The sequence below is a fragment of the Bacillus sp. FSL K6-0255 genome, assembly GCF_045040725.1.
Classification (GTDB): Bacteria; Bacillota; Bacilli; order Bacillales; family Bacillaceae; genus Bacillus; species Bacillus subtilis.
Window position 1 is genome coordinate 1,798,620 of the sequence record NZ_CP150278.1, and the last position, 16,522, is coordinate 1,815,141.

Here is a 16,522-nt window from a genome sequence, read left to right on the forward strand (position 1 = left end):
GCCTTCAGATCAGGAGAATTAACCATTTCTGAGGTGGAAGAACATCTTAAAGGCATGAAGCGGCAGTTGAAAAGCCCGCTTTCAGAAGGGCAAAAAGGGCTGTGGATGCTTCAAAAAATGTCTCCTGGGATGAGTGCATATCATATTCCTTTATGCTTTCGCTTCAGCAAACCAATACATGCAGAGACGTTCAAGAAAGCCCTTCTGTTTGTACAGAAACAATATCCGGTCTTAGCCAGTGTGATTCAAGAAGAGAATGGCGTTCCATTTCAATCGGTTCAGTTATCAAAGGATCTTTGTTTTGTGGAAGAGGATATATCAGCAATGAAATCAGCAGATATCTTTCCTTTTCTAAAAGAAAAAGCAAAAGAACCTTTCCAGTTGGATGCTGGTCCGTTATGGCGCACACACCTTTTTCATCGGTTAGAAGAATGCATTGTTCTTATAACAATTCACCATATCATATTTGATGGTGTGTCGATGCTGACATTGATATCGGCGCTATTCGAAGCGTATCAACAATTGCTGAATGGGATTGAACCCTTGCAGCAGCCATCAACAGCTGATTATTACGATTTTGTCGATTGGGAAAATCGAATGCTGACTGGCAGAGAAGGGGAAGAGCATCTCGCTTACTGGAAAGAACAGTTGTCTGGGAGTCTGCCAGTTCTTGATTTGCCTGCTGACCGTCCGCGGTCTTCAGCACGAAAATTTAAGGGGCAAGCTTATAAAAGCTTGCTCCCTCATCACCTGAGAAATCAAATTAAATCGTTTGCCCGCACCAATCATGTGAATGAATCGGTTGTGTTTCTCTCCATTTACAAAGTACTGCTGCATCATTATACAAAACAAAAGGATATCATTGTTGGCGTTCCGACAATGGGTCGGCAAGAAGACAGATTTGAAACCCTAATCGGTTATTTTATCAATATGATGGCTGTTCGGAGCAAGAATATCGGATCTCAGCCATTAACAGCATTTATTTGGGAACTGCAGCTGACAGTGGCTGACGGCCTGGATCATGCGGCGTTTCCGTTCCCTGCATTGGTAAGAGAGCTGAATGTAGACCGCTCGGCCGCGGATTCTCCGGTTTTTCAAACAGCTTTTCTGTACCAAAACTTTTTTCAGGCAACAGGCTTGCAAAAAGTGCTTGAACCGTATCAAACGCTTGGCATCGAATATATTGAAGACATTCGGCAAGAGGGTGAATTTGAGCTGGCGCTCGAAATATATGAGCAAGAAAATGAAACAGTGCTTCATCTTCTGTACAACCCTGATTTGTACGAACTGTCCTCCATTGAAAGCATGATGGAGAACTATATGAAGCTCGCGCAGCACATGATGGAGGACCCGTCTTTGCCGCTTGAAGCCTACTCTTTGCAATTAAATCAAGAACAAACTAGTTTGCTGGAACAATGGAATGCGACAGGGACAAACATCGCAAATGACAAGTGTATACATGAGGTGTTTGAGGAAAAAGCGAAACAAACCCCCGATGCGGTTGCTGTGATGTTTGAAGACAGATCACTTACATATAAAGAAGTAGATGAAAAAAGCACATCTGTTGCAGTCTACCTTCAACATCAGGGTGTTGGACCTGAACAGCCCGTTGGCATTTGTGCAGAGCGTTCGTTTGATATGATCATCGGAATTTTAGGAATACTGAAAGCTGGCGGAGCGTATGTGCCGTTAGATCCAAGTTTTCCGCAAGAACGATTAGAGTACATGCTCAAAGACAGTCAGGCATCCATTGTCCTCACCCAACCTAACGTTCATGATAGGATCAGCGGATTAACTGGCAGCCATGTAAAAGCGATCAATATCGAGTTAGCTTGCCGAAACGATTATACAGACCAGCAAAGCAGCGGTTTAAAGCGGGAAGTAAAACCGGAACACCTCGCTTATATTATTTATACATCGGGAAGCACTGGAGAGCCTAAAGGGGTTATGGTAGAGCATCGGAGCATTATGAATACCCTGAATTTTCTTGAATCTCACTATCCTGTAACGGCTGAGGATGCATATTTATTGAAGACGAACTATGTGTTTGATGTATCGATCTCAGAATTATTCGGATGGTTTATTGGAGACGGCCGTCTTGTGATTCTTCCGCCTAATGGGGAGAAATCACCGCAGCTTTGCATGGATTATATTGAAACATATAAAGTGACTCACATTAATTTTGTGCCGGCCATGCTGCATGTTTTTTTAGAAATGGCGAAAGACAACAAGCGATTCACAGAGGACGGTCCGCTGAAGTATATGATGGTTGCAGGTGAAGCCTTCCCTAAAGTATTAGTGAAAAAGGCGGTATCGCTCTTTACAAACTGCCGTGTTGAAAATATATACGGACCGACGGAAGCCTCCATTTACGCTGCGTATTTCGGATGCGGAAAAGGAGATATCGCAAGTCACCATACACCGATTGGAAAGCCTGTTTCCAACACGAAAATTTATATTGTGGACCAGCATTTGAAGCCTGTCCCGATCGGAAAGCCAGGTGAGCTTTGCATCGCTGGAGCCGGCTTAGCAAGAGGCTACTTTAAAAAGCCGGGGCTTACGGCTGAAAAATTTATTGATAATCCCTTTGAATCAGGGACGAAGCTATATAAATCGGGTGATTCAGCAAGGTGGCTTCCTGACGGCAACATAGAATACTTGGGACGGATTGACAGCCAAGTCAAAATACGCGGTTTTCGCGTCGAGCTGGGCGCAATAGAAACAAAGCTGGGTGAATTTCCGGGCATTTTAGATCAGGCGGTAGTGGTGAAGCAGCTTGAGGGCCATCAACAGCTCGCTGCTTATTATACAGAGGAAAGCGGACATGCCTCTGCCAATCCAAAAGATTTGCGCCTTCATCTAAAATCGAGTCTGCCCGAATATATGATACCTTCACACTTTATCCGCTTAGATGAGCTTCCATTATCGCCCAGCGGAAAAGTGAACCGTAAAGAATTAGAAAAACGCGAGATCGTGTTCAACAGAAGGAAACCAAATCACTTGCAATTAACGGAAATAGAGGATCAGGTGCTGCGCATTTGGGAGGAAACGCTCAAGGTCAGCGGATTTGGGCCGGAAGACGGATTTTTCGATGCGGGCGGCGATTCGCTTCTGGCTGTAGCTGTGGCTGAACGAATCAAAAAAGAATTCGATTGTGAGTTTCATGTTACTGAGCTGTTTGAGTATTCCACGATCCGTGCAATCAGTGAATACATTTTGGAGATGAAAAACTCAGATCTAGCCGGGACACAAAATGAAGATGATCATGATGACAAAAAAGATGGAAAATACCCGAAACAGAAGATTCCCCCTTATTTTGACGACAGTGTTGCGATTGTGGGGATATCTTGCCAGTTCCCGGGTGCGAAAAATCATCATGACTTCTGGAACCACATCAAAGAAGGCAAAGAAAGCATACGATTCTTTTCTGAAGAAGAGCTTCGCGCAAATGGAGTTCCCGAAGAATTGATACAGCATCCTGACTATGTGCCTGTGCAATCTGTGATCGAAGGGAAAGACTTATTCGATCCCGGTTTCTTTCAAATCTCGCCAAAAGATGCTGAGTATATGGACCCTCAGCTTCGCCTCTTATTGCTGCACTCCTGGAAAGCGATTGAAGATGCAGGATATGTGGCTAAGGAGATTCCGGCAACAAGTGTATATATGTCTGCAAGCAGCAATTCATATAGAACGTTATTGCCGAAGGAGACAACAGAAGGACATGAATCACCGGATGGCTATGTCTCTTGGGTTTTAGCCCAAAGCGGAACCATTCCCACAATGATCTCACATAAGCTCGGATTAAAAGGGCCAAGCTATTTTGTTCATTCTAACTGTTCTTCATCACTAGTCGGTTTATATCAAGCATACAAAAGCCTGACATCGGGCGAATCACAATATGCGCTTGTCGGAGGCGCAACATTGCACGCACAATCAGCGATCGGCTACGTGCACCAAAACGGGTTGAATTTTTCAAGCGACGGGCATGTGAAGGCGTTCGATGCTTCGGCGGACGGAATGGCCGGAGGTGAAGGCGTAGCAGTCATCCTGCTGAAAAAAGCTGTGGATGCCGTAAAAGACGGAGACCATATTTATGCCATTATGCGCGGAATAGGCATCAATAATGATGGGGCAGAGAAGGCAGGCTTCTATGCGCCAAGTGTAAAAGGCCAAACAGAAGTGATACAGCATGTATTGGATACAACCAAGATCCATCCTGAAACGGTCAGTTATATTGAAGCGCACGGGACGGGAACGAAATTAGGCGATCCTATTGAAATGTCTGCTCTAAATAAAGTGTACAAGCAATACACCGACAAAACACAATTTTGCGGAATTGGTTCAGTGAAAACGAATATCGGCCATTTGGATACAGCTGCGGGGTTAGCCGGATGTATTAAAGTTGCGATGAGTTTATACCATAATGAACTTGCACCGACCATCAACTGTACGGAGCCGAATCCGGATATAAAGTTTGAAAGCTCTCCTTTTTATGTTGTCCGTGAACGAAAATCGTTAGAGAAACACGCAGGTGTCCATCGGGCGGCTCTGAGCTCATTCGGCCTTGGCGGAACTAACGCCCATGCAATATTTGAGCAATATGAAAACATTTCTGATGCAGGTGCCGAAAACGAAGGCAATCAGCCTTACATCATTCCTATATCAGCAAAAAATAGTGAACGGCTCCAAGTATACGCGAAGGAAATGCTGTCCTATATCAGTCAAGACGAGCAAAGGCATTTCTCTTTAAGAGATATTGCATATACCTTCCAAGTCGGCCGTGAAGCAATGGATAACAGGATCGTTTTTATAGTGAACGATCTGGAAGAGTGGAAACATCAGCTGGAAGCTTTTGTGACTGGAAAGCCGCTCGCAGAAGGCTGTATTCAAGGAGAAAAAACGAGAATGACATCCGCTGAACAGCTGCTTGGAAATGCTGAAGCAGATGATATGGCTTCATCGCGGATATCAAAAGAAGAATTGAGAAAGCTTGCCGAGATGTGGGCAAATGGCTTTCACGTTGAATGGCGCAGGCTCTATCCAAATATAAAGCCACGCCGCATCAGCTTGCCGACATACCCTTTTGCCGAAGAACGATACTGGCCTGAAAGCAGCACCGGCGCTATCACAACAATTGAACCATCTCGTTTGCATCCTTTGGTGCACCATAATACATCGGTTCTGTCAGAGCAGCGTTTCAGCTCCATTTTCACAGGACAAGAGTATTTTATTGCCGAGCATATCATTAAAGGCATGGCGATTTTGCCGGCGGCGGTCACGCTTGAAATGGCAAGAGCCGCTATAGAACAAGGAATTGGCGGATTGGAGGATCATGAAACTGGAATCAGGCTGAAAAATGTCGTGTGGGTTCGCCCGGTTGTAGCAGGAAGTGAGCCGGTTCAGGTAAATATCGGACTTTACGATGAAGATGGCGGACATATTGCTTATCGGATGTATGGTGATCCGGAATCCGCTGATGCAGAACCAGTTGTATATAACCAAGGTAAAGCGGAATTGATTCAGTTAAAGCGAGAAAAAGCACTGGATCTTTCTAAGATCAAGAAACAATGTGATCAAAGCAAAATGGATGCTGCCTCGTTTTATGAAGGGATGATCGGCGCCGATTACGGTCCAGGTTACAAGAGTGTAGAGGCCGTATATAAAGGCGACGGCCAGCTGCTTGCCAAATTATCACTGCCAGAATCTGTTGCACATACGTTGGGCGATTATGTTCTTCATCCAAGTGTAATGGACGGGGCGTTACAGGCGGCTGAATATTTGCAAAATGTCGTCAGAGCGGAACTTTCAGACACTGAAGACTTTAAGGCAGCACTGCCATTTGCACTGGAGGAACTTGAGGTTTTTCGTCAGTGCGTTTCTGACATGTGGGTTTATGTTCAATTCAACTCGAAAAACAAACCAGGAGATTTGATACAGAAAGTCGATATTCACCTATGTGATGAGCATGGCATGATCTGTGTGCGGCTGAAAGGATTTTCGACGAGAGTGATGGAGGCAGATATACAAACCGAACCATCAAAAATCAACGCTGAAACTTTATTGCTTCAGCCCGTTTGGCAAGAACAAAAGGCTGCTAACAGCTTAGCTGCAAAAAAATATGCAGAGCATCTCGTATTCCTATGTGAATATGATCATGAGACGAGAAAACAAATTGAAGCAGCCATCGAGGATGTCCATGTATACAGCCTGGAAGCAAGGCCTTCTTCAGTAGATGGGCGTTTCCATTCTTATACAGAACAAGTGTTTAAAAAGGTACAAGAGATCATTCGTACGAAACCGAAAGACGGCATTCTCGTTCAGATCGTGACCTCTGCCGAGGGAGAACAGCAATTGTTTTCAGGGTTGACAGGACTGCTGAAAACAGCTTGTCAGGAAAATGCCAAACTAACCGGCCAAATGATTGAAGTCAGCAGTGAAGAAAGTGGAGAAAGCATTGCTGGCAAACTGTTAGAAAATCAAATGAGCAGCGATTCATATGTCAAATATCAAAACGGGACACGGTATATTGCTGATTGGCGTGAAATCAAACAGGCAAAAGGAGACGGCAGCAAACCGTGGAAAGACAATGGCGTTTATCTCATTTCAGGAGGTGCCGGCGGACTAGGTCATATTTTTGCAAAGGAAATTGCGGAACAAACGAAAAATGCGACAGTCATTCTGGCGGTCCGCTCACCTCTTAGCGAAAGCAAAAGCAAAAAGCTGAAAGAGCTTCATAGCAAGGGGGCTGACATCACCTACCGGCAAACAGATGTTACCAATAAAATTGAAGTCTATCAGCTCATTGACGACATTCAAAAAAGATATGGCCGTCTGAACGGTATTCTTCATAGTGCCGGAATCATCAAGGACAGCTACCTGGTTAATAAACAGGCAAAAGATCTGCACGATGTACTGGCGCCTAAAGTAAAAGGGCTTGTTTATCTAGACGAAGCGAGTAAGGATTTGCCTTTAGACTTCTTTATTCTCTTTTCATCTCTTTCAGGAAGTTTAGGGAGCATTGGTCAGTCTGACTATGCGGCAGCCAATGTATTTATGGATATGTATGCAGGCTATCGAAATAGGCTTGCCGACCTCAGCCAGCGGCATGGGCAGACGCTTTCTGTAAACTGGCCTTTATGGAGAGATGGAGGCATGCAGGTCGATCAAGAAACTGAGAAAAGGCTTGTGCAACTTGCCGGTATTGTTCCTATGAGGGCGGAAAAAGGAATTCAGGCATTATATCAAGCACTTCATTCAGAGGCAAACCAAGTAATGGTGATCGAAGGCGATGTGCAGAAAATAAAACAAAACATGCTGGCCAAAAACGCCTCAGCACCTATGGAAAAGAAGGAAGCAGAACACATGACTGAACAAATAAATAGCATTGATGCAGACAGTTTGCTGGATAAAGTAAAGGCGATGTTAAAGCGAGAGATCGCCAAGCTGTTAAAGGTCAAGCTTGAAACGATTGACGATCATGCAGAGATGACGGTGTATGGTTTTGATTCTATCTCCATGACTGAATTCACCAACCATATCAATCGCGCCTATCAGTTAGAGCTGACGCCAACCGTATTTTTTGACCACCCGACGATTCATGCGTTTGGCAAGCATTTGTCAGAAGAATATCAATCGGTATTTGCGAAGACATTTGCTGTGCGCGCTGTATCGGCTCAGCTTCAGCCTGCTGCGAAACAGGAACAAGCCGTGCGTGCCAAAGCTAAAAGACGCAGAAAGCAGCAAGTCATGCTGCCAAACGCCATACAGAGTGATGCTGGGCCTGAGCCAATTGCCATTGTGGGCATAAGCGGGATTTTCCCTATGGCGAAAGACGTTGAGGCGTACTGGAACATCTTAAAAGAGGGCAAAGACTGCATGACGGAAATCCCGAAAGATCGCTGGGATTGGCGTGAATATGAAGGTGATCCGGCGAAGGAAGTCAATAAAACGAACGTGAAATGGGGCGGTTTTATTGACGGTATTGCAGATTTTGATCCATTATTCTTTGGCATTTCCCCGCGTGAAGCTGAACAAATGGAACCTCAGCAGCGCTTACTGCTGACTTACGCCTGGAAAGCGATCGAAGATGCAGGATATTCGGCGAAAAGGTTGTCAGGCACAAAAACCGGCGTCTTCATCGGAACGGGAAATACAGGATACAGCTCTCTTCTATCTAAAGCGAACTCGGCAATAGAAGGATCAGCGGCAGCCAATACGAGCCCATCGGTCGGTCCGAACCGGGTCAGTTATTTCCTTAATCTGCATGGGCCGAGCGAACCGGTTGATACAGCGTGCTCAAGTTCACTAGTGGCGATCCACCATGCCATCTCTTCAATTGAGGAAGGCACTTGTGACATGGCATTAGCCGGCGGTGTAAATACGATTATCCTTCCTGAGGTGTATATCAGCTTTGATAAGGCGGGAGCACTGAGCAAAGAAGGAAAATGCAAGACGTTTTCAAATCAAGCCGATGGTTTTGCACATGGGGAAGGTGCCGGCATACTGTTCCTGAAAAAATTAAAAGCGGCTGAAGAAGCGGGAGACCATATTTACGGAGTCATAAAAGGCAGTGCAATCAATCACGGCGGCCGTGCAGCCTCTTTAACGACTCCCAATCCGAAGGCGCAGGCAGATGTTATTCAGTCGGCATATCAAAAAGCGGGAATCGACCCGAAAACCGTGACCTACATTGAAGCCCACGGAACCGGAACGGAGCTTGGAGACCCGGTTGAAATTAACGGTTTGAAATCAGCTTTTAAAGCATTGGGTGTAAATGAAGGAGACACATCAGCCAATCCTTACTGCGGATTAGGGTCTGTAAAGACAAACATCGGCCACTTATCGCTGGCAGCCGGTGCAGCAGGAGTTATTAAAATATTATTGCAGCTTAAGCATAAAACCTTAGTGAAAAGTCTGCATTGCGAAAACGTGAATCCATACATTCAGCTGAAAAACAGTCCGTTCTATATCGTACGGGAAACGGAAGAATGGAAAGCGCTGAAAAATGAACAGGGAGAAGAGCTTCCTCGACGGGCAGGTGTCAGTTCATTTGGAATCGGCGGAGTAAACGCCCACGTGATTATCGAGGAATATATTCCGGAAGCATCCGATGAGAATATACCATCCATCGCGCCGGAACATCCGGGTATCTTCGTTTTATCGGCTAAAAATGAAGCGCGGCTAAAAGAACATGCACAGCAGCTGGCAGATGCGCTTGATAAGCAAACATATAGTGACGTAAATCTCGCCCGAATCGCTTATACACTGCAAGCCGGACGGGATGCGATGGAAGAACGTCTCGGGATTATTTCCGGTTCCATTGAGGATTTACAGAAAAAGTTAAAAGACTTTGCAGCGGAGAAAAGCGGTGTGGAGGATGTATTTAAAGGCAGGATTGATAAAGGCACACTCCAAATGCTGACAGAGGACGAAGAGATTCAAGAAGCCGTCGAGAAATGGATGGAACGGGGAAAGTATGCAAAATTGCTTGAATTATGGGTAAAAGGGCTTGATGTAGACTGGACGAAATTGTATGGCGAGAATCTGCCAAAGCGCATCAGCTTGCCGACGTATCCTTTCGCAAAAGACCGTTATTGGATCTCTGATCATATTGAAAAAAGCGGCAGCATTGATGCAAATCAAGCAGCCTCCCGCCTTGGCGGAGCCATGCTGCATCCATTAATGCATCAAAACACATCGAATCTCTCGGAACAAAGGTTTAGCTCTATTTATACCGGAGAAGAGTTTTTCCTTGCTGATCATGTTGTGAAAGGCCAACGGATTTTGCCGGGAGTGGCTCATCTTGAATTGGCGCGGGCAGCTGTTGAGCAGGCCGCAGAGGTACAAGGTGTACCGCGCACCATGAAGCTAAAGAACGCGGTGTGGGTGCGGCCTATTGTTGTAGAGGATCAGCCGCAGCAAGTACACATTAGGCTTTTACCGGGGGAAAATGGTGAGATCTCTTATGAAATCTATGGTCATTCAGACGTTACTGGCGAACAGTCAATCGTCTACAGTCAAGGCAGCGCGATATTGAATCCTGCTGAAAATCTGCCGACGGTTGATTTGCAATCTCTGCGGGAGCAGTGTCAGGAAAGTCATTTCAGCGTAAACGAAGTATACGACACCTATCGAATGATTGGATTTGAATATGGTCCTGCTTATCGCGGAGTGAAAAAAATCTATACAGCTGAACAATTTGTTTTGGCAAAATTGTCATTGCATCCGTCAGCTGCAGATACGCTCAGCCAATACAAAATGCACCCTGGGCTGATGGATTCTGCTTTGCAGGCGTCAAGCATTTTGACAGGCGCCGGGGATAACCAGCTGACACTGCCTTTTGCGGTCCAGGAGCTTGAAGTCTTCGGAGCATGTTCGTCAGAAATGTGGGTATACGCAAGATACAGCCAAGGCAGCAAGGCAACTGATAAGGTGCAAAAGCGCGATATTGATATTTTAGATGAGAGCGGCAATGTTTGCGTACGGATGAAAGGATTATCTTTCAGAGCAGCGGAAGGCGGCTCTGGATCGGCGGAATCTGATCAAACGCTGGAAACCCTGATGTTTGAAGAAAAATGGGTGCCTAAGGATTTTAAAAAAGAAAGTCCTGAGCCTCATTACGAACGGCACATTGTCATGCTTTGCGACATGAATGGCCTCTCAAAAGATCGCATTGAATCAAGATTGACAGGAGCGGAATGCATCGTTTTGGAGTCATTCCGCGAAGGACTTGCAGAGAGGTTCCAAGATTATGCCGAACAAGCGCTTGAGACGGTCCAGGGTCTTCTCAAAAGCAGACCTCAGGGCAATGTTCTGATCCAGCTGCTTACCTCTGCACAAAGAAAGCAGTACTCATTCTCAGGGCTATCGGCGCTCCTTAAAACCGCCGGCCTGGAGAATAAAAAACTAATCGGCCAGACGATTGAAATCGATTCACATGAAAATGTTGAAAGTGTAATAGAAAAACTGAAAGAGAATAAAAGGCACACAGAAGATCAGCACATCAAATATGAAAAAGGCAAACGGTACATCAATGATCTGGATGAAATGCAAATAGATGATCGGGAAATAAGCATGCCGTGGAGAGATAAAGGTGTATACCTCATCACGGGCGGCGCAGGAGGACTTGGGTTTATTTTTGCAAAAGAGATTGCTCGCCAAGCCGAACAGCCTGTGCTCATTCTGACAGGCAGATCCGCGTTGAATGCGGATCAGCAGGCGGAGCTTAACGAACTTCAGCAATTAGGGGCTCGCGCAGAATACAGGCAGGTTGACGTGACACAAACGGAAGCAGCCTCCGAGCTTATCACAAGCATTACGTCTGATTACGAAGACTTGAATGGTGTCATTCACAGCGCTGGGCTGATTAAAGATAACTATCTTATGAGCAAAACCAATGAAGAGCTGACACAAGTTCTCGCTCCTAAGGTGAAAGGGCTTGTGAATGTGGATGAGGCAACCGAGCATCTTGCGTTAGATTTCTTTATCCTCTTTTCTTCAATATCAAGTGTTGCCGGCAGCGCGGGACAGGCCGATTATGCAATGGCTAATGCATTTATGGACAGTTATGCTGCTTATCGGAATGCGCTTGTAACCGCCATGTACAGGCACGGACAAACGTTGTCAATCAATTGGCCGCTCTGGAAAGAAGGCGGCATGCGCGCGAATAAAGAAATTGAAAACATGACGTTGAAAAACACAGGTGTGACTCCAATGCGGACCGAGACCGGCATTCAAGCGCTGTATAAAGGTTTGGCATTTGGCAAAGATCAAGTCATCGTCATGGAAGGATTCAAAGACATGATGAGGGAAAAGCTGACTCAAAAGCCGTCTTCTGATGATGTACCAATGAAAACAGTGCAAGTACCGGTGACATCTGAAGCAAGAATGGATCAAGGGAATATGTTCGATCACATTCAAGAAGTTTTAAAGCAAACAATCTCTCAATTGCTCAAAATCAAACCTGAAGAGATTGACCCGGACATGGAGTTTAATCAATATGGATTTGATTCGATTACGTTAACTGAATTCGCAAATACACTGAATGAGAAGTACAAGCTGGATCTTACGCCTACGATCTTCTTCGAGCACGCAACTGTTTATGCATTTGCAGGGTATCTGTCAGAAGAATATCCAAATGCTTTTACAGCTCAAACGCCTGCCAAAGCTGAGGTGCTGATGCAGCCTGTCGAACAGAATATAAAAAATATGACGTTTTCGACTGAAAACCGCTTTGTAAAACCTTCGGTAACACCAATGCAAAAGGAAGCTGATCACAAGCCTGAGCCTATTGCGATTGTGGGAATGAGCGGCGTTTTCCCAAAGGCAAAAGACGTTGAGGAATATTGGAAGAACCTGTCATCGGGCACAGATTGTATTACAGAGGTTCCAAAAGACCGCTGGGATTGGCAGGAGTATTACGGAGACCCTCTGAAAGAAGCGAATAAAACAAACGTCAAATGGGGCGGTTTTATTGATGAAGTAGCTGACTTTGATCCATTGTTCTTCGGCATATCTCCGCTGGAGGCTGAGCAGATGGAGCCTCAGCAGCGCCTGTTAATGACCTATGCGTGGAAGGCGGTAGAAGAAGCGGGACACTCAGCGAGAAGCCTGGCAGGAACTAAAACGGGCATCTTCATCGGGACAGGAAACACAGGGTACAGTTCACTTCTGTCAAATGTAGACATCGAAGGCTCAGCGGCTGCGAATATGAGTCCTTCTGCAGGACCGAATAGAGTCAGTTATTTCCTGAACATTCATGGACCGAGTGAACCGATCGACACTGCGTGCTCAAGCTCTTTGGTCGCCATTCATCATGCGGTTTGCGCCATTGAAAATGGAAACTGTGAAATGGCGATTGCGGGAGGGGTCAACACGGTCGTAACTCCGCAAGGCCATATCGCCTATGATAAGGCCGGGGCGCTGAGCAAAGAAGGAAGATGCAAAACATTTTCTGACAAAGCCGATGGATTCGCAGTCAGTGAAGGTGCCGGCATTCTCTTTCTGAAAAAGCTGACAGCGGCTGAACGAGACGGTGATCATATTTACGGTGTCATTAAAGGAAGTGCGGTAAACCACGGTGGCCGCGCAAATTCTCTAACAACTCCTAATCCGAAAGCTCAGGCGGATGTCGTAAAAACAGCATATGAAAAAGCGGGAATTGATCCAAGAACCGTAACTTATATTGAAGCGCATGGGACTGGAACCGAGCTGGGCGATCCAGTAGAAATCAACGGCTTAAAAGCGGCATTTAAAGAGCTGTATGAAAAAACGGGGGACCCGGCTGTCCATGGCAGCCATTGCGGACTTGGGTCAGCGAAAACAAACATCGGTCACTTATCGCTTGCGGCCGGTGTGGCGGGTGTCATTAAAGTGTTATTGCAGCTCAAGCATAAAACGCTTGTCAAAAGTCTGTACAGTGAAACTGTTAATCCATATATCAGACTGGATGACAGCCCGTTTTATATTGTGCAGGAATCGAGAGAGTGGCAGGCGATTCGGGATGAAGCTGGCCGAGAGCTGCCGCGCCGCGCAGGCATCAGTTCGTTCGGGATAGGCGGCGTCAATGCCCACGTGGTCATTGAGGAATATATTCCGAAAGAAACAACCCATCCTGCAACAGCACCAGCTGTGACAGCACAGCACCCGGGCATCTTTATTTTGTCGGCAAAGGATGAAGATCGTCTGAAAGACCAAGCCCGGCAATTAGCAGACTTTATCAGCAAGCGATCTATCACTGCTCGTGACCTCACTGATATTGCTTATACACTCCAAGAGGGGCGTGATGCAATGGAGGAGAGATTAGGGATCATCGCTGTCTCGACTGGGGACTTGCTGGAAAAACTGAACCTCTTTATAGAAGGGGGCACCAATGCGAAGTACATGTACAGAGGCAGAGCAGAAAAAGGTATCGCACAAACATTGAGATCAGATGACGAAGTACAGAAAACGCTCAACAATAGCTGGGAGCCTCACATATATGAAAGACTGCTTGATTTATGGGTAAAAGGCATGGAAATAGGCTGGAGTAAACTGTATGACGGCAAACAGCCGAAACGCATCAGCCTCCCTACCTATCCATTTGCGAAAGAACGCTACTGGATAACGGATACGAAAGAGGAGGCAGCCGCCCATCAAACAGCTTTAAAAACAGTCGAATCAGCAGCTTTGCATCCATTGATACATGTCAACACATCTGATTTGTCAGAGCAGCGTTTCAGCTCGGCCTTTACAGGTGCTGAGTTCTTTTTCGCCGATCATAAGGTGAAGGGAAAACCGGTTATGCCGGGCGTGGCATATCTTGAGATGGTTCATGCTGCCGTTACAAGAGCAGTGAGAAGAACCGAAGATCAACAATCTGTTATTCACATCAAAAATGTTGTGTGGGTGCAGCCGATTGTGGCGGACGGCCAGCCTGTGCAAGTGGATATCAGTCTAAATCCCCAGCAGGACGGCGAGATTGCTTTTAACGTCTATACAGAGGCTGCACACAATGATCGAAAGATACATTGTCAAGGCAGTGCTTCAATCCGTGGGGCAGGAGACATTCCAGTCCAGGATATCAGCGTGCTTCAAGATCAATGCAGTTTAAGCACACTCTCACACGACCAGTGTTATGAATTGTTTAAGGCGATCGGCATTGACTACGGACCTGGTTTTCAAGGGATAGATCGGCTTTACATCGGCCGCAATCAAGCCTTGGCAGAGCTTTCTCTGCCTGCTGGTGTAACTCACACACTGAATGAATTCGTTCTTCATCCAAGTATGGCCGATTCTGCTTTACAAGCGTCGATCGGGCTAAAGCTGAATTCCGGTGACGAGCAGCTTTCTCTGCCTTTTGCGCTGCAAGAGCTAGAAATATTCAGCCCGTGTACAAATAAAATGTGGGTGTCTGTGACATCTCGTCCTAATGAGGACAAAATACAGAGACTGGATATTGATTTGTGTGATGAACAAGGCCGAGTGTGTGTAAGAATCAAGGGGATTACCTCAAGGCTGCTGGAAGAAGGCATACAACCGCCAGACGGGCCGACATCACTAGGAAACTCCAAAGCAACTCTTAACGGAGCGCTTCTTATGGCGCCGATATGGGATCGAGTGCAGCTGGAGAAGAGGATCATTTCGCCTGCTGATGAGCGTGTTGTCATCCTCGGAGGGGATGACAACAGCAGAAAAGCTGTTCAAAGGCAGATCCCGTTTGCCAAGGAGCTGTCCATTGAGCCGAACGCATCAATTCATAGAATTGCAGGCCAGCTTGAAGCACTCGGATCGTTTGACCACATCGTGTGGATGTCTCCTTCTCGTGTGACAGAGTGCGAAGTCGGCGATGAAATGATTGAAGCCCAAGATCAAGGCGTCATTCAAATGTATAGGCTCATTAAGGCAATGCTCTCTTTAGGCTATGGACAGAAGGAGATAAGCTGGACGGTCGTGACGGTGAATACACAATATGTTGATCAGCATGATATTGTCGACCCGGTCGATGCCGGGGTACACGGCCTGATCGGTTCAATGTCAAAAGAATATCCAAATTGGCAGACAAAGCTGATCGATGTTAAAAAATACGAAGATCTGCCGTTATCTCAACTCCTTTCCTTGCCTGCCGATCAAGAAGGGAATACGTGGGCCTATCGAGACAAGGTCTGGCATAAGCTTCGTCTAATTCCAGTACACAACAATCAACCGGTGCACACGAAGTATAAGCACGGAGGCGTTTATGTTGTCATAGGCGGAGCTGGAGGTATTGGTGAGGCGTGGAGTGAATATATGATCAGAACATATCAGGCGCAGATCGTTTGGATTGGCAGAAGGAAAAAGGATGCAGCCATTCAAAGCAAGCTGGACAGACTTGCACGTCTAGGGCCAGCCCCGTATTACATTCAAGCAGATGCGGCTAACCGAGAGGAATTTGAACGCGCGTATGAAACAATGAAACAAACGCATCGAGAAATCAACGGTGTCATTCATTCTGCGATTGTCTTACAAGACCGAAGCCTGATGAATATGAGTGAGGAATGTTTCAGAAACGTTCTTGCTGCAAAAGTTGATGTAAGCGTGCGAATGGCCCAAGTTTTCCGGCATGAACCACTGGATTTTGTTTTGTTTTTCTCTTCCGTACAATCGTTTGCAAGAGCTTCCGGACAAAGCAACTACGCTGCGGGCTGCAGTTTTAAGGATGCTTTTGCACAACGGCTTTCTCAAGTATGGCCTTGTACAGTAGCCGTGATGAATTGGAGTTATTGGGGAAGCATTGGTGTTGTTTCATCACCGGATTACCAGAAGAGAATGGCTCAGGCAGGCATAGGCTCAATTGAAGCCCCTGAAGCAATGGAAGCTTTGGAATTGCTGCTCGGGGGACCGCTGAAGCAGCTAGTGATGATGAAAATGGCAAACGAAACGAATGATGAAGCGGAACAGACAGAAGAAACGATTGAAGTGTACCCGGAAACTCACGGCTCAGCCATTCAAAAGCTGCGAAGCTATCACCCGGGTGACAGCACAAAGATTCAACAACTGTTATAGG

The 16,522-nt window shown here is 46.1% G+C and carries 1 protein-coding gene; it reads left to right on the top strand.

Translation table 11 applies throughout. From position 1 onward, the window contains the following. The first annotated feature begins 54 nt into the window (after nt 1-54). Complete coding sequence (locus tag MHB62_RS09140; protein WP_080287613.1) at nt 55-16,521, top strand: non-ribosomal peptide synthetase; 16,467 nt, start codon at nt 55-57, stop codon at nt 16,519-16,521. Nucleotide 16,522 lies beyond the last annotated feature (1 nt).